The organism is Stenotrophomonas sp. SBJS02 (genome assembly GCF_020428325.2).
Classification (GTDB): Bacteria; Pseudomonadota; Gammaproteobacteria; order Xanthomonadales; family Xanthomonadaceae; genus Stenotrophomonas; species Stenotrophomonas africana.
On record NZ_CP109812.1, the window covers coordinates 4430783 to 4447932 of the forward strand.

A 17150-nucleotide genomic window follows, 5' to 3' on the forward strand; every position below is an offset into this window, starting at 1 on the left:
ATGCGGGCCCGCCTTCTGGGGGCTTACCGCAGCCAGTATCCCAACCCGCTCCGGTTCCACACCGGCCAGATCGTCGAAGTAGGTGTCCGTGACGAGGAATGGCCGGCGTTTGCCTGGGTACGCACCAACGATGGGCGCGCTGGATGGGCGCCCATCGCCTGGCTGCAGCTGCTGGACGAGGGTCGCGCTGAAGCCCTGTGCGACTACGACGCCCGCGAGCTGGATGTGGAAAGCGGCGAGATGGTGAAGCTTCATCACGAACACGGCGGGTGGTGGTGGTCCGAGCGCGCCAATGGCGCGACGGGTTGGCTGCCGGCCCGCGAACTGGAACTGCTGGAAGAGAACTGCAAATGAGCCAGACCAAGAACTTCAACCTGCCCGACCTGGGCGAAGGCCTGCCGGACGCGACCATCGTCGAGTGGTTCGTCAAGGAAGGCGATGTGATCAAGCTGGACGAGCCGCTGGTGTCGATGGAGACCGCCAAGGCTGTGGTGGAAGTGCCCTCGCCGTTCTCCGGCAAGGTGCTGAAGCTGTCCGGCGGCGCCGGCGACATCATCCCGACCGGCTCGGTGCTGGCCAGCTTCGAACTGGACCCGAACCTGCCGCAGCGCGCCGATGGCCAGGACACCGGCCACAGCCACGGTCACGCCGCACCGGCGGCGCCGGCTGTCGTACCGACCCCGCCGCCGCCGCCGGCTGCGCCGGTCGCTGCGGAGGAAGGAAGCCAAGCCGGCCGCCGCCGAGCGTGACGACGCCGGTACCGTGGTCGGGGCCATGCAGAGCTCCAACGCCGTGCACGCCGAACAGGCGCTGGCCGTCGGTGGCGTCAAGCCGTCCCGGCCGTGCGTGCGATGGCACGCAAGCTGGGCGTGGACCTGAGCCGCGTGCCGGCCACCGGCACCGATGGCGCCGTGACCATGGCCGACGTCAAGCAGGCCGCCGCCAACGGCAGCGCCAAGCTCGGCGCTGCTCCGGCGCCGGTCGCTGCCGCCGCGTATGCCGCGCCGTCCCCGGCGCAGGTGTCTGCCCCGGTGCAGAGCGAAGCCCGCACCCCGCTGTCTGCCGCTGGCAAGCCGATGCGCACCCAGCCGCCGGGCGTGGTCGCCAAGGGCCAGCCGGAACCGCTGAAGGGCGTGCGCCGCAACATGGCCCGCGTGATGGCCGATGCGCACAGCAAGGTGGTGCCGACCACGCTGAACGACGACGCAGACATCCACGCCTGGCTACCGGGCAACGACGTCACCGCGCGCCTGGTGCGTTCGATCGTGGTCGCCGCACAGAAGGTGCCGGCGATGAACGCCTGGTTCGACGGTGAAGCGTTGACCCGCACCCTGCATGCGCAGGTGGACATCGGCATCGCCGTGGACACCGACGACGGCCTGTTCGTGCCGGCCCTGCGCAATGCCGACATGCTGGATGCACGTGGCATCCGCGAAGGCGTCAACCGCCTGCGCGAGCAGGTGGAATCGCGTTCGATCGCCGCCTCGGAACTGAGCGGCTACACCATCTCGCTGTCCAACTTCGGCATGTTCGCCGGCCGCTACGCGACCCCGGTCGTGGTGCCGCCGTGCGTGGCCATCGTCGGTGCCGGCCGTGCCCGCCACCAGATGACCCCGGTGATGGGCGGCGTGGAAGCGCACAAGGTGATCCCGCTGTCGGTCACCTTCGACCACCGCGCGGCGACCGGTGGCGAAGCCGCCCGCTTCCTGCGCGCGATGATGGACGACCTGGCACTGGCCAGCTGATCGGCCACCTGACCGGTGGGTGCCAACCGTTGGTTGGCACCTGACGTGGAAAGAACGCCGGGCATTGCCCGGCGTTTTTTTTGCCCGCATCCACGCATGGCGTGGATCTACACAATGCGGGCGATCAATCGCGCGCGACCAAGCCCTCGGCGCGGCTATACACACGCAGGCGGTGGCCATCAGGATCTGCCCCGACAAAGGTATGGCCGAATTCCAGTGTCACCGGCGCCTGCAGGATCTCCACACCAAGAGCGCGCCACGCATCGTGCATCTGCTGCACAGCCTCCGGGTTGGCCACCACCATCGCCAGTTCGGCGGCGCCGGCCTGCGCGGACACCGGCGGCTGCACGCCGTCGCGCTGCCACAGGCCCAGTGCGGCGCCATCGCCGAGCAGGAACAGGGCAAAGCCGGATGACTGCTCAACCGGCGGCTTGCCGAGGATGCCGCTGTAGAAGGTGGCGCTGGTGGCGACGTCGCGCACGTACTGCAGCAGGGTGCTGGGCGTGAACATGGGGAAGCTCCGTTGTTGGGAGCGATCATGGTGGTATGGGCCTGCTGACAGATTCTGTCAGTAGCATCGAGCGCACCCGACTGCTGTTGCCCCTGCCCTGGTAGAGGTCGAGCTTGCTCGACTGCTGTTCGCGAAGATCAAAGGCAGTCGAGCAAGCTCGACATCTACCAGGAGCAAACAGCAAAGGCCGCCAACCCATCGCGCCAGCAGCAGGAAGCAAAGCGCAAGGACAGTCGAGCAAGCCCGACGCTACGAACGGTCCAACCAGTCCGGCGCGATGCCCTGCGCCTTCTGCCAGCGCCGCAGCAGCGTGGCGCGCGGCACGAGGTAGCGATCCTCCAGCACGCGCACCTGGCGGATGCGGTCCAGCCGGAAATGACGGAAATCCTCGCGGCGCTCACACCACGCCGCCAGCATCGGCACCTCATCGAAGTAGCCCAGTGCGAACGGCCAGACGATGCGCTCGCTGCGCTGGCCGTGCGCATCCTCGTAGCCGAACTTCAGGCGCTGCTGTGAACCCACTGCTTCGCGCACGGCCTGCAGGCGTGCAGGCGGCACCTTGGCCGCAGCGCGCGAAGGGCCAACGCGCAAGCCGCTGTCACGTAAGGCTTCCCGGCGCGCGGCTGGCAGCACATGCGCGATACGCGCCAGGGCATCACGCGCGGCCTCGGCCAGCGCCGGCTCGGTGCGCGCGGCAACCCAGCGCAGGCCCAGCACCAGCGCGTCAATTTCGGCCGGGGGCAGCGTCATGGGTGGCAGGGTATCGCTCGGCGCCAGCTGGTAGCCGACGCCAGCCTCGCCGCGCAGGTCAGCGCCCTGCTCGCGCAGCGTCTCGATATCGCGGTACAGCGTGCGCAGGCTGATGCCCAGCGCGTCGGCCAGCACCTGCCCGGCTACCGGCCGTCGGTGGCGGCGCAGCAGCTGTTGAAGCTGCGTCAGGCGCAGCGCACGCGACATCAGCCGACCAGTGCGCCCGATGCCAGCACGTGCTCACCCGGTTGCGGGGCCAGCGCGGCCTCGACCAGTGCCTTGGCGATCTCGCTGGCCGGGTTGATCCGCCACGCCCGTGGCAGCACCGGCCCCAACGCACCCAACACCGTCAGCGCCAGGCGCTCGCCACGACGCACCTCGTTGCGCTCGCCCCCGATCAGCCCTGGGCGAACCAGGGTCAACGAGTGGAAGCCCAGCGCGCGCAGATCGCGCTCCAGCTCACCCTTCACCCGGCTGTAGAAGATCGACGACTGCGGGTTGGCGCCGGCTGCGGAATTCAGCACATAAGTCTGTGCACCCTGCGCCTGTGCCAGCCGGGCGAACGCCAGCGGGTAATCATGGTCGATGCGATGGAAAGCCTCGCGGCTGCCAGCCTGGGCAATGGTGCTGCCGAGCGCACAGATGACCGCGTCCACGCGCGCCCACCCAGCTACGGCGGGCAGCGTATCGAAGGCCAGCACCGGGTTCTCCAGCTTCCCGTCGGTCACGCCCAACGGGCGGCGCGTGGGCGCCACCACGGCGCTGCAGCGTGGGTCATCCAACAGCCTGGGCAGGGTCAGCCCGCCGACCAGGCCGGTCGCCCCCAGCAACATCACGCGCATCACCACCTCCACTGCGGCATTCTGTCGCCCATCCTAGCCGTTCAAGCCGTCGGCGGCCGCGCCGATATGCTGGAACCAGTCCCTGCCAGCCCCCAGGATTCGCTCCATGACGGACCAGCCCGACCACCGCTCTGCCCCCGGTACCGCCCTTGGGCCGCCGGCACGCGTGCGCGCGGTGGTGGACGATGGGCTGGGCGACCGCGTGGTATTGCAGGGCGGCGGTGGCGTGGCCCTGCAGCAGCTGTTCGCCGGCGCCGACGCGCCCGAGCCGCTGCTGGCGGCGTTCGCCAACGGCATGGCCACCCTGCCCGGCGAACTGGGCGACATGGGCGACCGCCTGCAGTCGGCGCAGGCCAGCGCCGATTGGCCGCGCTACGGGCGCGCCATGCGGCAGTTGATCGACAAGTACATCCGCACCATCGAACAGCATTCGCCAGATGGGCAGCCGGAAAGCCTGCGCCTGTCCGAGCAGCTGCGGCTGCTGCTGGGTGGCGCCGTGGTGGCCCTGCTGCAGCACGACCCGGATCTACGCGAACAGGCGCAGGCCCTGGCCACGCGCCTGCGCCAGTGGCAGCCGGGTACCGCACTGGAACCGATCGAACAGGGCGTGCGCGAACTCGGCCACCAGGTCGGCGTGCGCGCCGAGAGCTGGCAGGAGCAGCAGGCACTGCTGCTGGAGCTGTTCGCGCTGCTGTTGGAAAACGTGAGTGAGTTGCTGGACGACCGCAGCTGGCTGCAGGGCCAGATCGCCGCAGTTCGCCAGCTGCTGGACGGGCCGCTGGAAGCTGAAGCGGTCGAGCGTACCCGCGCTGAACTGCGCGAAGTGATCTACAAGCAGGGCTTGCTGCGCCAGGGCATCGACGATTCGAAGGCGGCGATGCGCGGGTTGATGGGCGAGTTCATCGAGCGCATGGATGGCATGGCCACCAGCACCGGTGAGTACCACGACCGCATCGGCAGCTACGCACTGCAGCTGCGCGAAGCGCGCAGCATCGCCGATCTCAACCAGCTGCTGCAGGACGTGATGCGCGACACCGGCAAGGTACAGCAGCAGGCCGCGCAGGCACGCGATCATCTGGCCAGCGCGCGGCAGGAAGTGGAGCGCGCTGAACAGCGCATCGCCGAGCTGGAACAGGAGCTGCGTGCCGCCGGTGACCTGGCGCGCGTCGATCCGCTGACCCAGGCACTGAACCGTCGCGGCCTGGACGAACTGCTGCAGCGTGAACTGGCGCGTGCCGCACGCAACAACTCACCGCTGGGCGTGGCAGTGATCGACCTGGATGATTTCCACCAGACCAACAATACGTATGGCCACGCTGGCGGTGATGCGCTGCTGCAACATCTGGTGGCCGTGTGCAAGCTGCTGCTGCGCGCCACCGACGGCATCGCACGGCTGGGTGGCGACGAGTTCGTGCTGGTGCTGCCGGAAACCCAGGGCGCCGACAGCATGGCCACCGTACAGCGCCTGCAGCGCTCGCTTGCGCACCGCGTGCTGACCGTGCAGGACCAGCGCGTGCCGGTGCACTTCAGCGCCGGGCTGGCGCAATGGCAGCCCGGCGACGATACCGAGACCCTGCTGCGCCGCGCCGATGACGCGCTGTATGCAGCCAAGCGGCAGGGCAAGAACCGGGTGCAGGCGGGGTAGTTCTTCGGTACACCGGAAACCGCTTTGGTAGGTGCCAACCTTGGTTGGCACGCGTGGGAAACAAAGCGCCGGCCAAGGTCGGCCTCTACCGGGGAACCCGCCGGTGACTACTTGCCCCGCAGCTTCTGGAACCCGGTCACCGCCGCCAGCACGATGGCGCCGGCGATGATGCCGACCACCATGTTGGCCGCAGCACTGATCAACCAGCCCCACTGCCCTTCGCCGCCCAGCGCCTGCACCGAGTGGTGCAGCGCCGGCACGTTGTGCACCAGGATGCCGCCGCCGACCAGGAACATGGCGATGGTGCCGGCCACCGACAGGAACTTCATCAGCCACGGCGCCGAAGCCACCAGGCCACGACCGAAGGCGGCGATGGCACCGCCCTTGCGCGACAGGTACAGGCCGACGTCATCAAGCTTCACGATGCCCGCCACCAGCCCATAGACGAAGATCGTCATCGCCAGTGCCACCACGGCCAGCGTGACCACCTGGTTGGTGAACGACGCGGTGGCGACCACGCCCAGGGTCAGCACGATGATTTCGGCCGAGAGGATGAAGTCGGTGCGGATGGCTCCCTTCACCTTGTCCTTTTCCCACGCGACCATGTCCACCTGCGCATCGGCCAGCGCCTTGCGCCGCTCGGCCTGGTGTTCGGCGTCCTCATCGGCGGAATGCAGGAACCGGTGCGCCAACTTCTCCACGCCCTCGAAGCACAGGAAGGCGCCGCCGATCATCATCAGCGGCACGATCAGCGGCACGTTCCAGCCGCGGCTGTGCAGCCAGGCTTCCAGCGCGCTGATCGCCAGCGCCGCTGGCACCAGGATCACCTTGTTCACCAGCGAGCCCTTGGCCACCGCCCACACCACCGGCAGTTCGCGGTTGGCGTTGACGCCGGTCACCTGCTGCGCGTTCAGTGCAAGGTCGTCGCCCAGCACGCCGGCGGTTTTCTTCGCCGCGACCTTGGTCAGGACCGAGACGTCGTCGAGCAGGGAGGCGATATCGTCGAGCAGGGCGAACAGGCTGGCACCGGCCATGGGGCGTCCAAGTGAGGGAATGAGCGGATTCTGACCGATACCGGGGCGACTGCGGAAGCGGTCGGATTCACTGCATGCCTACCGCTCCCCGGCGACACTGCGGAATCCGGTAGTGACGGCCGCTGGCCGGCAACCGCGCAGTTCCGGACATTGCCGGCCAGCGGCCGGCACTACCTGTATCCGTCGCATGGGAGTTCCGCGTGAGCAATCCGCCCACCACCAATGGCAACCCTCCGCTGGTCAAGGGCATGAACCGGCGCAGCCAGATCCTGCGCCTGCTGATGCGCTATCGCCATTCGGGCGTGTTCTCGGGCATGAACCTGGACGCCGCCAGCAACCAGGCCGACGTGCCCGCCGATGGCAACCCGGAACAGTTCGTCAGCGACCTGGAAGCCCTGGGGCCGACTTTCGTCAAGCTGGGCCAGATGCTGTCCACGCGACCGGACATGGTGCCGGTGGAGTTCGCGACGGCGCTGGAGCGCATGCAGGAAAAGGTGGCCGAGATTCCGGTCGCTCGCATCCATGCCATCGTCGAACAGGAGCTGGGCGCGCCGGTGAACAAGCTGTTCGCCGCGTTCGATCCCGAGCCACTGGGCTGTGCCTCGATCGCGCAGGTGCATCGCGCGGTGCTGCACGATGGCCGCCAGGTGGCGGTGAAGGTTCAGAAACCCGAGGTCGCTGCTCAGCTGCGCTCGGACCTGGAGGCACTGCGCAGCTTCGCGCTGGCCGCCGACCATCTGACCCAGGTCGGCCGTCGGGTGCGCCTGCGCGACTGGCTCAACGAGTTCGCCAAGACCCTGATGCAGGAGCTGGACTACCACGCCGAGGCCGAGAACCTGGCCCGTTTCGGCCGCCATCTCAAGCCGTTCCGCCGCCTGTGGATACCGCAGCCGCTGTGGGATTACAGCAGTCAGCGCGTGCTGACCATGGAACTGGCCACCGGCGTGCGCGTGGATGCGATTCCCGATGTCCGCCGCACCGAACAATCGATGGACCCGCTGGCGGCGGCGCTGATCCGCGGCTACCTGGACCAGATCTTCGTGCATGGCGAGATCCATGCCGACCCGCATCCCGGCAACCTGCGGGTGATGCCCGATGGACGGCTGGCGATCTTCGACCTGGGCATGGTCGCGCACATGCCGCCGCGCCTGCGCGAGCGGCTGCTGAAGATCCTGTTCGCCGCTGTCGATGGCCGTGGCGAAGAAGTGGCCGACGACCTGATCAGCATCAGCACGCGGTTGGAGGCATTCGACGAAGAGCGCTACCTGCGCGAGACCGGCCAGCTGATTGCGCGCTACGCCGCCAGTGGCAGCTTCTCGGAAGGCCGCGTGGTACTGGACCTGGTGCGCATCGCCACCGCCTGCGGCCTGCGCACGCCGCCGGAGCTGAGCCTGCTGGGCAAGGCCCTGCTCAATCTGGAAACCGTGTGCCGGTTGTTGGCACCGGACCTGGATACCCGCCGCATCGTCGAGCGCCAGCTGCAGCACGTGATGCGCGCACGCCTGAAGAAATCGCTGTCTGCCGCCAACCTCGCCAGCGAGGCGATGGAGCTGCAGCAGCTGCTGCGCGATGGGCCGCGCAAGCTGTCGGACATCATGGCGCTGCTGGCCGAGAACCGCCTGCAGATGAAGGTGACCGGCCTGGAAGAATCGCGGTTGATGGAAAACCTGCAGAAGATCGCCAACCGCGTGGCGGCCGGCATCATCAGCGCGGCATTGATCATGGCTGCGGCAATGATGATGAAGATCGACACCGGCTGGCATCTGTTCGGCTACCCGCTCATCGCCCTGATTCTGTTGTTCATCGGCGTGGTGCTCGGGCTGGGCATCGTTACCAGCGCGTTGTTGTTCGATCGTCGTGCGCGGGCGCGCGAAGAACGCGGGCATCGCTAGCGCATCAATGAAAACATCCGTATTCATGCGGTTTTTAATGCAATCCAACGAACCCTTTCACGCTCGTTTTACCTTCTGAACGCGATTGCGCGCGCGTCATTTCAACAAACATTTCAGTCAGGTTCGTGCATGCACTATCGGGTCATCGGCCTGTCATGTGTATGTGCTTGCGACAGCGCCGGTCGGATGGACACGCGTCGGTACGACGTCCATCAACATCCCGTCACTGCCGAAGCTGCCTATGCTCTGGATACTGTTGTTGTCGTTGCTGCTGCTGTGCTGGCTGTTCCTCGCGTCCGGCAAATGGGTGTGGTGGAAGGCCGGTTCACTCTCGCTGCTGCTGCTCATGCTCAGCGCATGGTGGCTGATCGACAAACTCTCCGGTGATGGGCTCAATGCCGCCACCCTGTACCACCTCGGCGCCGATATGGAAGGCGCCGGTGTCTCCGATTTCAAGGGCTATATCGCCGGCTTCATCGTGCTGGCGCTGGTCTCGCTGCTGCCGCTGTTCGCGACGCGGGTGAAGCGCTGGCGCCGGCCCGGCCACGGTGGCGCGTTGTTCGCCGGTTTCGCGGCCGTGTGGGTGGCCGCGATCATGATCAGCCCGCTGGCCCGCGACGGCCAGCGCCTTTACCAGCAGCTGCGTCCGGTCGACTTCGCCCGCATCGCCCCCGAGTACCAGGTGCCGACGCAGCCGCTGCAGCGTCCGCGCAACATCGTCTGGATCTACGGCGAAAGCCTGGAACGTACCTATCTGGACGAGAGCGCTTTCCCGGGCCTGATGCCCAACCTCAACCGCTTGGCATCTGAGTCGCTGGACGTGCGCGGCCTTGCCTCCGCTGAGGGCAGCGGTTGGACCATCGCCGGCCTGGTGTCATCGATGTGCGGCGTGCCGCTGACCACCTCGCAGGGTGATGAGAACAGCATGGACCGCATGGGCAGCTTCCTGCCCAAGGCCGTGTGCCTGGGCGATTACCTCAAGCAGCAGGGCTACACCAACCATTACCTGGGTGGTGCCAACGGCCAGTTCGCTGGCAAGGGCCAGTTCCTGGCCAGCCACGGCTTCGATGAAGTCCATGACCTGGCGTGGTTCAAGCAGCAGAAGAAGATCGGCCGCATCCATTACTCGGCGTGGGGCGTGCACGATGACGTGCTGCTGGATACCGCCTACCAGCGCTTCGAGCAGCTCTCGCGCGCCGGTTCGCCGTTCATGCTCACCACGCTCACCATGGACACCCACCACCCAGCGGGACACCTGCCCGTGTCGTGCAAGGGCGAGCGCTACCAAAGCCAGTACGGCAACATCAACATGCTCAACGCGCTCAAGTGCAGCGACCGCCTGATCTCGCAGCTGGTGCAGCGCATCCAGGCCAGCCCGTACGGCAAGGACACGCTGATCGTGATCGCCTCCGATCACCTGGCAATGCCCAACGATCTGACCCACATCCTGACCCGGCAGAAGCGCGAGAACCTGCTGCTGTTCCTGGGCGACGGCATCGCCCCGCAGCAGCTCAACGCCGACGCCGGCACCACCCTGGATTCGGGTGCGACCCTGCTCAGCCTGCTGGACCCGAACCTGAAGACGATGGGCTTTGGCCGTTCGCTGATCGATAGCCAGCGCGCGCCCAGCGCCAGCGTGGCCACCCAGCGCGATGGCGGCCGCGATTACCCGCAGTACCTGGCCTTCGCGCGTTCGCTGTGGCTGGGTGAACCGACCCGCGAGCTGAAGATCGATGGCGATGACCAGGTGGTGGTCGGCCTGCAGCACGTGCAGCCACCGGTGCTGCTGGAGTACGACAAGGACTGGGGCCTGAAGTCCGTGTATCTGGAAAACACCTCGCGCCAGTTCGATGATGCCAACCCGGACAACACCCTGGCCTACGTCGACCGTTGCACCGCGTTCGAGGACGGCTCGGCTGACGGTGACTGGTGCGCCCTGCTCGTCAACCGCGACAACGGCATCAAGCTGTACCGCGATAACGACCTGCGTGGCGGCATCGCCGTGGACGCACCACTGGACGCATTCCAGGGCCCGCGCCCGAGCGTGCGCCAGGCACACATGATCACCCAGAAGGGTCGCCGTACCCGCGCTGGCCAGTACATGCTGCAGCTGGTGGCGAGTACGCGCCCGGATCGTGGTTTCTGGATCGAGGCAGTTTCCTCGCAGCGCAAGGTGGTGCTGGCCCAGCAGTGGGTGCAGCCCGATGCCAACGGCAAGATCAACGTGTCGTTCGGGCTGGATCACGAAGTGGATGATCTGGAGATCCGCGCGTGGTTGAACCACGCCGAGAAGCTGGCGGTGGATACGTTCGCACTGGTGCCCTCACGCAGTCGACCACGGGGGTAGGGTTCTTTGCAGGGCTGCGCCCTGCACCCGCTACGAGCCGGAGCAACGGCAACAGCAACAGCGTGCATTCCGTGGATTGGCGGGGCGGTGTCGACCTTGGTCGACACAATCTGTCAGATATCGAAAATCAAGATGGGGTCAGATCCGTTTTCCTCCGGAAAACGGATCTGACCCCAAAAGCAATTCCAACAGATCGCGGAAATCTGTCGAAGGCGGGGCGGTGCCGGAGTGTGGGGTGTCAGCCGCATGGATGCGGCTGCCAAGCCTACAGGGACGTACTTGCGGCGTCCCCGCACTCCGACACCGCCCCGCCAATCCACGGAATGCACGCTGTTGCTCTTGCGGTTGACGTTGCTTCGGCGGGTGCAGGGCGCAGCCCTGCAAAAACCCCCTACTCCTGCGGATCGCGGGTGATGTGGATGTCGGTCGGGGTCGACAGTGGAATGTTCCGCTCCGCCAGTATCTGCAGCAGGCTGAAGTACAGATCGCTGCGGGTGGCGTAGACCTGTCGCGGGCTGGCCACGTACGCGAAACTGTTGATGGTGATCTGGCCACCGGCAATGCTGTCGATGTAGACCGTTGGCGCCGGCTGCTTCAGCACACTGGTGTGCGCCGTGTACGCATCCAGCAGCGCCTGCCGCAGGTTGCCGACATCGGTGCTGGGCGGCACCGCGAACTGGATCTGTATGCGGCCCTGGTTGTTGCCCATCGTCATGTTGCGGATGGTCTTGGTGATCAGCTCCGAGTTCGGCACGATCAGCGTCGACCGGTCACCCACCTGGATCTCGGTCGAGCGCACGTTGATGCGGCGGATGTCGCCCTCCTGATCACCCAGCTTCACCCAGTCGCCGATCTTCACCGGGCGCTCGGCCAGCAGGATCAGGCCCGAGACAAAGTTCTGGATGATCGCCTGCAGGCCGAAACCAATACCCACCGACAGCGCGCTGACCAGCAGCGCCAGGTTCTTCAGGTTCAGGCCCATCGCGGTCAACGCCCACAGCCCCACCAGGATGATGCCGACGTAACCGGCAATGGTGCTGATCGAGTTGCGCGCCCCCAGGTCCAGCTCGGTCTTGGGCAGATAGGTGTCGGTCAGCCAGCGTTGCAGCAGCCGGGTCACCGCCAGGCCGACCAGCATCACCAGCAGAGCAATGGCGATGCGGCCGGGTTGCAGCGTCAGGTCCTTGGTGATCGGGATGCCGTTGGCCAGCGAGGCCACGCGTTCAACGACCGAGCCGATGTTGCCGAACGGCGCTGCCAGTGCCAGCAGCGCGATCAACACTACGAAGGTACGCAGAACCGCCGACAGCAGCACGCCGGCCTGCTCCAGCCGCGATACGCTCAGGCCGGTGCTGAGCAGAATGGTCTGGCCAACCTTGCTGTCGGCATTGAGCATCCACGTGCTCAGGTCATCGACGAATTTGAACAGCAGCGTCGCCGCCAGCACCACGATGCTGCCGCCGATCAACTGCTGGTTCACGAACTTGGCGAAGTTCAGATAGCCCAGCAGGGTGGCGATGATGGCCGCTGCCACAGCGATGTTGCCCGCCACGCGTGCCAATACCAGCCAACTGCTGCGGCGCACCGGCGTGGCCGCACCCACGCCATCGGCCTGCGCCTCCAGCTTGGCCTCGGCCTCGGCGGTCTGCCGGCGATGCAGGCGCGCCAGGGTCACCAGCATGGCCATGATCAGGCCGAGGTAGGTCAGCGCAATCAGGCCATCCAGCGCCACCGTGGTGACGTCGCTGGTACGCGTGGCCTGATCGAGGGCGACCAGCACCGTGCTCAGCCAGGCCAGCGCCGCCGCACCCCAGGCGTATTTGCGCAGCTTCAGTGCGGCGGTGTCATCCAGATTCAGCAACCGCCACGACGGACGCTTGGGAACCAGCATGCAGGCGCTGAGCGCGGCGATGAAGGCGGCGCGGAAGGTAGCCGTCTCCAGGCCGTCGGCCACCACCTGCAGGCGCGGCGCGATGGCATCGATGGCGTCCAGCGCCGCCATCAGTACCACCACGGCATAGCCGGGCAGCAGTGTTCCCACCAGCAGCAGCCACATGGCCAGGCCAGAACGCCGCAGGCGGCCATCGGGTGCACGCTCGGACGCAGCAAAGCGACGACCCAGCCGGCGCAGCCACAACCGCAGCGGGAACATCATGACCAGTGCAGCCACCAGGCCCAGCAACGGCGTGCCCCAGCCATTGGCCCGGATGCCGGCGACGAAGGTATCGCGCCCCTGCTCGGCCAACGGCGCAACGCGTGCGATATCGATCGGCAGGCGCTCGGCAACTTTGCTCCACAGCGCGGGAGACAACGGCGAGGCAACCTTCTGCCCTAGTTCTTCAGTACGTTGCGCGACGCGTTGCTGGTCGATGTCGGTCGCCAGCTGCTGGGCACGCACGGCACTGGTCTTGGCCTGCGCTACCGACGCGGCCAGTCCGTCCCGCTGCTTGGTGATGCTGCGCCGTTGCGCCGCCAGTTCCGGCGGCTCGGTAGTGCCCTCGGCAGGCGTACCCAACTGCGCCAGTTGTTCGTCGAGGCGAACCAACTGTGGCTGCAGCTCCTTCTCCAGCGCCTCGGCTTCACGCCGCGCCTTCGAGGCGTCCTCGGACAACATGGCCAGTGTCTCGATGGCCGAAGCATCACCGCGCTTGCGGTCGATCTCCTTCAGGCTGGATTCGATCTGCGCCAACTGCTGCTTTGGCGTGAGGTCCTCATCCTGTGCCAGCACCGGCGCGGACAGCAGGAGGGCGGAGCACAGCATCAGGACCCACCAGGGCCCTCGTGCACGGATCGATCGCAGGAAAGAAGACAAGCCAGCCACACCGGTTCGCGCGGACCACCGCGCCTGCGCGCGACTATACGGCAGAGCCGGTAAAGGGCGGATGGGCGGCCCCGGCAGCGTCGAGCATCAGTACTTCAGGCGCAGCTCTTCCACCGTGGGCTGCTGCAGCGCGTACCAGTCCTGGAACTCTTCCTCGGTGATCTCATCGGGCGCATACACCGCCACCGGGTGCCAGTCGTGGTCGGTCGGCAGCGGCTGGCGCGGGCCGGCACGCAGGCTGTAGGCCACGCCTTCGTAGTCGACCAGGTCATCGACCTGCGGCCACTGTTCGCGTGCGAACTCGGATTCACTCTTCAACAGGATCACCTGGTACATCGGCACCTCCACCTCGTCTGGATCAGGAAAACACGGCGCTGGCTGCAGGATACCGCCGCGCCGGTGACAACGGGCGCTCCGTCGGGGCGACGGAACGTTCTGGACACGGCCATCGCCCCGGCTTCACCCGCCCATGGCAAGGCCATCGGCATCGTGGAGGCCCCCCCCTGCAACGACCGCCAATGACCGATCACCCGCCGCTGAAGACCGTTGCCGACCTCAAGCTGCCGCGCTACCTGGGCACCTGGTACGAGATCGCGCGCCTGCCTATGCGCCATGAACCGGAGGGCTGCACCGACGTGTCGGCGCACTACACCCTGCTCGACAACGGCAACGTCGGCATCACCAACCGCTGCCGTATGGACGGCGAGGTCGAGGAAGCCACCGGCGAGGCCTGTGCCGTCGACAACGACAGCGCGCGCCTGGAGGTGAGCTTCCTGCCCAAGGGCCTGCGCTGGTTGCCGTTCGCCAAGGGCGACTACTGGGTGATCCAGGTTGCTCCGGACTACAGCGTGGCGCTGGTCGGCAGCCCGGACCGCAAATACCTGTGGCTGCTGGCGCGCGAGCCACGCCTGGACGCGACCGTGCAGGACCATTATCTGGCGGCGGCCCGCCTGCAGGGCTTCGATCTGTCCGAACTGATCCAGACCCCGCACACCGGCCGCCCCACCGCCTGAGCAACGCACGACCATGGACCTCAAGAGTGGCTACCCGTGGTGGGCGGTACGCAACGGCCTGATCCACGCCTTTCCCCCGCTGCAGCAGGACCTGCGCTGCGACGTGCTGGTGGTCGGCGGCGGCATCACCGGCGCGCTGATTGCCGACGAACTGTCCCGGCATGGCCATGACGTGGCGATGATCGAGCAGCGCGACATCGGCTGGGGCAGTACCGCCGCGAGCACAGCGCTGCTGCAGTACGAGATAGATACCCATCTGCTGGAACTGGCCCAAAGCTATGGCCAGGACGCCGCCGCGCTGGCCTACCGGGCCTGTGCCGAGGCGATTCCGGCGCTTGGCGAGGTCGCTCGCGGTCTGAAAGACGTTGATTTCCAGCGCATGGACAGCCTGTACCTGGCCAGCCGCCACCGTGACGTACCCACCCTGATGGCCGAGGGTGAGGCCCGGCGCAGCATTGGCCTGGATGCCCGCTGGCTCGGCCCGGAGGCACTGCAGGAACGCTTCGACGTGGACGCCGGTGGTGCCCTGCTCACACGTCAGGCGGCACGGGTGGATCCCTATCGCCTGACCTATGGGTTGCTGCAGCGCGTGCGCCGGCGCGGCGGCAATGTGCATGACCGTACGGTGCTGCACACGCTCACGCCCAGCGCGCGCGGGGTGACCGCACTCACCGAGGGCGGCGCCACGATCCACGCCCGCCATGTCGTGCTGGCGATGGGCTACGCCAACCAGACCTGGCTGCAGCAGCGCGTCGCACGCAACCGCAGCAGCTACGCCTTCATTACCGACCCGATCGATGCAGACGTGCTGGGCCGGCTGCGGAACACGATGGTGTGGGAGAGTGCACGTCCCTACCTGTACCTGCGCGCCACCGGCGATCGCCGCCTGCTGGTGGGCGGCCTGGACGACGCCATCGACATTCCCGCCCGCCGTGATCGGCGCGTAGAACGCAAGGCCGACAAGCTGATGAAACAGCTGCTGCATTGGTTCCCACGGCTGGACCCGGTGCCGGCGTTTTCCTGGGCCGGCACCTTCGCCGAAACGGCGGACGGCCTGCCGTTCTTCGGCCCGCACGATCAATGGGGGCCACGGGTGCACTTCGCCATGGCCTACGGCGGCAACGGCATCACCTATTCGATGATCGGCGCGCAGCTGCTGCGGGCCCGGATCGAGCGTCGCAGGCACCCGCTGCAGGGGCTGTTCGGGTTCGGGCGGTTGTGACCGCCTCCCGACATGGCCCGGCCCTACCGCAAGCCGGCGCCGACAGGCATCATTCAAGCAGCCCCTGCTAGCGTCGGCCTGTACCGCCGCGTGTTGCGTGGCCACTTGTCCGCTGGAGCGCCGTCATGATCCGCCCCCTGACCCTGCTGCTGTGCCTGGCCCTGCCGGGAACCGTGCTGGCCCAGTCCGCTGCTGGCGCGACCGCGCCGCAGGCGACCGGGCTGGATCTGTCGCTGCCGCAGGCACCGATGCGCTATCTGAACGATGCGAGCCTGAAGCAGGACCCGCCGGGCACGTTCTACGGCGACAAGAGCGGCCCGCGCGTGCACGACGACGCAAAGATCGCCGACGTGACCGACGACAAGGTCAAGGTGTCTGGCAGCTTCACCACCGGCATCGGTTATTCCAAGAACGGCGGCAACAGCCACTACAACGCCGCCACCCTGAACCTCAGCAAGAACTACACTACCGATGAAGGCAAGACCCATGGGGTCAACGTCAACATCCACGTGAGCGAAGGCAAGGGCCCAGGCTTCTACGGCCCGTACGGCGGCTACTACGGCCGCGGCCCGGGCTATTGGGATTACCCGCCGCCGTTTGGCTGGTAAGCCCCGCGTCGGGCCTGGGCCGACCAAGGTCGGCCACTACCGGTGCACGTGTCCGGTAGGTGTCGACCTTGCATGTGCCGGTGGGTGTCGACCTTGGTCGACACGCTCTGCTTTCCGTGCCGACCAAGGTCGGCACCTACCGGCACGCGGATCAATCCAGCCAGCCATCGCGCTCGCTGTGCAGGATGCGGCCGTCATAACCGCTCAGGCGCACGTCCACCTTCTGGTTGCGGGCATTGCGCGCTTCCAGCGACCACGTCGCACCATCGCGTTCCAGCGAATGGATCTCGCGCAGGCCATGCGCCTGTGCCCGTGCCAGCACCTGCTCGGTGGTCAACAGTGCGCGGCTGCTGTGCTCATCGAAGATCTCGCCGGTCTTGGGGTCAACGTAGACCTCGCTGAAGCGGCCGTCGGCGCGGCTCACGTCAGCCTCCCACAGGCCATCATCGCGCTCGATCTCGTGGATCTGGGTGTAGCCGGCCTTGCGCAGGGTCTGTTCGACCTGGGCCATGCCCAGCGGCGCGGCCTGTACAGCCGGTGCGATGGCCAGCAGAGCAACAGTGGCGAGGGTGAGCGACTTCAACATGGGGGTTCTCCTGTTCGTGTTCGTGACCGGACCATCCCGGCAACGCCACGATGCACCCCGTGGTTAACAACGTCTTAGCCGCCCCTGTTAGCCAACGGTTAGTCGCCACCGGCACACTCATGCCTGTTCCTACA

At 66.9% G+C, this 17150-nt stretch carries 13 protein-coding genes and 2 pseudogenes; 8 read left to right on the forward strand and 7 right to left on the reverse strand.

The features are described from left to right. Both FQS62_RS20480 and FQS62_RS20485 read left to right on the forward strand, forming a co-directional pair. Positions 1-354 carry an SH3 domain-containing protein gene (locus FQS62_RS20480; protein WP_005411349.1) on the forward strand — a complete coding sequence of 118 codons (354 nt, stop codon included), beginning with the start codon at positions 1-3 and terminating at the stop codon, positions 352-354. Then, positions 351-1745, forward strand: a pseudogene (locus FQS62_RS20485) (dihydrolipoamide acetyltransferase family protein). The gene FQS62_RS20480 and the pseudogene FQS62_RS20485 overlap by 4 nt, the downstream one beginning before the upstream one ends. Before the next feature lie 124 nt (positions 1746-1869). On the opposite strand, the gene FQS62_RS20490 reads toward FQS62_RS20485, so the two are convergent. The 3 genes from FQS62_RS20490 to FQS62_RS20500 form a co-directional block, all read right to left on the reverse strand. Next, on the reverse strand, positions 1870-2256 hold the full coding sequence (locus tag FQS62_RS20490; protein WP_049445452.1) for a VOC family protein: 387 nt from the start codon (positions 2254-2256) through the stop codon (positions 1870-1872). 249 nt (positions 2257-2505) lie between these two features. Next, the gene (locus FQS62_RS20495; RefSeq protein WP_049445454.1) at positions 2506-3213 is read right to left on the reverse strand and encodes a helix-turn-helix transcriptional regulator; all 708 of its coding nucleotides are present in this window, start codon (positions 3211-3213) and stop codon (positions 2506-2508) included. Further along, complete coding sequence (locus FQS62_RS20500; RefSeq protein ID WP_192840561.1) at positions 3213-3848, reverse strand: Rossmann-fold NAD(P)-binding domain-containing protein; 636 nt, start codon at positions 3846-3848, stop codon at positions 3213-3215. Before FQS62_RS20500 ends, FQS62_RS20495 begins: the two co-directional genes overlap by 1 nt. A gap of 106 nt (positions 3849-3954) precedes the next feature. Here FQS62_RS20500 and FQS62_RS20505 point away from each other — a divergent pair, with 106 nt between their 5' ends. After that, positions 3955-5493 carry a GGDEF domain-containing protein gene (locus FQS62_RS20505; RefSeq protein ID WP_049445459.1) on the forward strand — a complete coding sequence of 513 codons (1539 nt, stop codon included), beginning with the start codon at positions 3955-3957 and terminating at the stop codon, positions 5491-5493. A 107-nt stretch (positions 5494-5600) separates the two neighbouring features. On the opposite strand, the gene FQS62_RS20510 is transcribed toward FQS62_RS20505, so the two are convergent. Then, positions 5601-6527, reverse strand: a complete 927-nt coding sequence (locus tag FQS62_RS20510) for a DUF808 domain-containing protein (protein WP_208043614.1) — start codon at positions 6525-6527, stop codon at positions 5601-5603. Positions 6528-6763: 236 nt separating this feature from the next. On the opposite strand from FQS62_RS20510, the pseudogene FQS62_RS20515 reads away from it, so the two are divergent. Both FQS62_RS20515 and FQS62_RS20520 read left to right on the forward strand, forming a co-directional pair. After that, positions 6764-8419, forward strand: a pseudogene (locus FQS62_RS20515) (AarF/UbiB family protein); the annotation flags it as partial. 241 nt (positions 8420-8660) lie between these two features. Further along, positions 8661-10766 carry a phosphoglycerol transferase I gene (locus FQS62_RS20520; protein ID WP_208043612.1) on the forward strand — a complete coding sequence of 702 codons (2106 nt, stop codon included), beginning with the start codon at positions 8661-8663 and terminating at the stop codon, positions 10764-10766. Between the two features lie 391 nt (positions 10767-11157). Here the strand turns inward: FQS62_RS20520 and FQS62_RS20525 are convergent, their stop codons facing one another. Together FQS62_RS20525 and FQS62_RS20530 are read right to left on the reverse strand one after the other, a co-directional pair. Further along, positions 11158-13527, reverse strand: a complete 2370-nt coding sequence (locus FQS62_RS20525) for a DUF3772 domain-containing protein (protein ID WP_208043581.1) — start codon at positions 13525-13527, stop codon at positions 11158-11160. A gap of 147 nt (positions 13528-13674) precedes the next feature. After that, entirely contained in the window at positions 13675-13923 is a 249-nt protein-coding gene (locus FQS62_RS20530; RefSeq protein WP_208043580.1) for a hypothetical protein, read from the reverse strand. Between the two features lie 182 nt (positions 13924-14105). Between FQS62_RS20530 and FQS62_RS20535 the strand changes: the two genes are divergently transcribed. From FQS62_RS20535 to FQS62_RS20545, 3 genes are all read left to right on the forward strand, one after another. Continuing rightward, on the forward strand, positions 14106-14600 hold the full coding sequence (locus FQS62_RS20535) for a lipocalin family protein (protein WP_208043579.1): 495 nt from the start codon (positions 14106-14108) through the stop codon (positions 14598-14600). Positions 14601-14613: 13 nt separating this feature from the next. Further along, positions 14614-15822 carry an NAD(P)/FAD-dependent oxidoreductase gene (locus tag FQS62_RS20540; RefSeq protein WP_208043578.1) on the forward strand — a complete coding sequence of 403 codons (1209 nt, stop codon included), beginning with the start codon at positions 14614-14616 and terminating at the stop codon, positions 15820-15822. Positions 15823-15947: 125 nt separating this feature from the next. After that, on the forward strand, positions 15948-16430 hold the full coding sequence (locus tag FQS62_RS20545) for a hypothetical protein (RefSeq protein ID WP_006399397.1): 483 nt from the start codon (positions 15948-15950) through the stop codon (positions 16428-16430). Between the two features lie 151 nt (positions 16431-16581). Here FQS62_RS20545 and FQS62_RS20550 read toward each other — a convergent pair whose 3' ends face one another. Then, entirely contained in the window at positions 16582-17016 is a 435-nt protein-coding gene (locus FQS62_RS20550; protein ID WP_046984202.1) for a PepSY domain-containing protein, read from the reverse strand. Positions 17017-17150: the final 134 nt, after the last annotated feature.

What these genes read in the sequence shown, in the direction of transcription:
- FQS62_RS20540 (WP_208043578.1), top strand. Translation starts at nt 14,614, where the DNA reads ATGGACCTCAAGAGTGGCTACCCGTGGTGGGCGGTACGCAACGGCCTG.
- FQS62_RS20520 (WP_208043612.1), top strand. Translation starts at nt 8,661, where the DNA reads ATGCTCTGGATACTGTTGTTGTCGTTGCTGCTGCTGTGCTGGCTGTTC.
- FQS62_RS20510 (WP_208043614.1), bottom strand. Translation starts at nt 6,527, where the DNA reads ATGGCCGGTGCCAGCCTGTTCGCCCTGCTCGACGATATCGCCTCCCTG.
- FQS62_RS20500 (WP_192840561.1), bottom strand. Translation starts at nt 3,848, where the DNA reads ATGCGCGTGATGTTGCTGGGGGCGACCGGCCTGGTCGGCGGGCTGACC.
- FQS62_RS20495 (WP_049445454.1), bottom strand. Translation starts at nt 3,213, where the DNA reads ATGTCGCGTGCGCTGCGCCTGACGCAGCTTCAACAGCTGCTGCGCCGC.
- FQS62_RS20550 (WP_046984202.1), bottom strand. Translation starts at nt 17,016, where the DNA reads ATGTTGAAGTCGCTCACCCTCGCCACTGTTGCTCTGCTGGCCATCGCA.
- FQS62_RS20545 (WP_006399397.1), top strand. Translation starts at nt 15,948, where the DNA reads ATGATCCGCCCCCTGACCCTGCTGCTGTGCCTGGCCCTGCCGGGAACC.
- FQS62_RS20535 (WP_208043579.1), top strand. Translation starts at nt 14,106, where the DNA reads ATGACCGATCACCCGCCGCTGAAGACCGTTGCCGACCTCAAGCTGCCG.
- FQS62_RS20530 (WP_208043580.1), bottom strand. Translation starts at nt 13,923, where the DNA reads ATGTACCAGGTGATCCTGTTGAAGAGTGAATCCGAGTTCGCACGCGAA.
- FQS62_RS20490 (WP_049445452.1), bottom strand. Translation starts at nt 2,256, where the DNA reads ATGTTCACGCCCAGCACCCTGCTGCAGTACGTGCGCGACGTCGCCACC.
- FQS62_RS20525 (WP_208043581.1), bottom strand. Translation starts at nt 13,527, where the DNA reads ATGCTGTGCTCCGCCCTCCTGCTGTCCGCGCCGGTGCTGGCACAGGAT.
- FQS62_RS20480 (WP_005411349.1), top strand. Translation starts at nt 1, where the DNA reads ATGCGGGCCCGCCTTCTGGGGGCTTACCGCAGCCAGTATCCCAACCCG.
- FQS62_RS20505 (WP_049445459.1), top strand. Translation starts at nt 3,955, where the DNA reads ATGACGGACCAGCCCGACCACCGCTCTGCCCCCGGTACCGCCCTTGGG.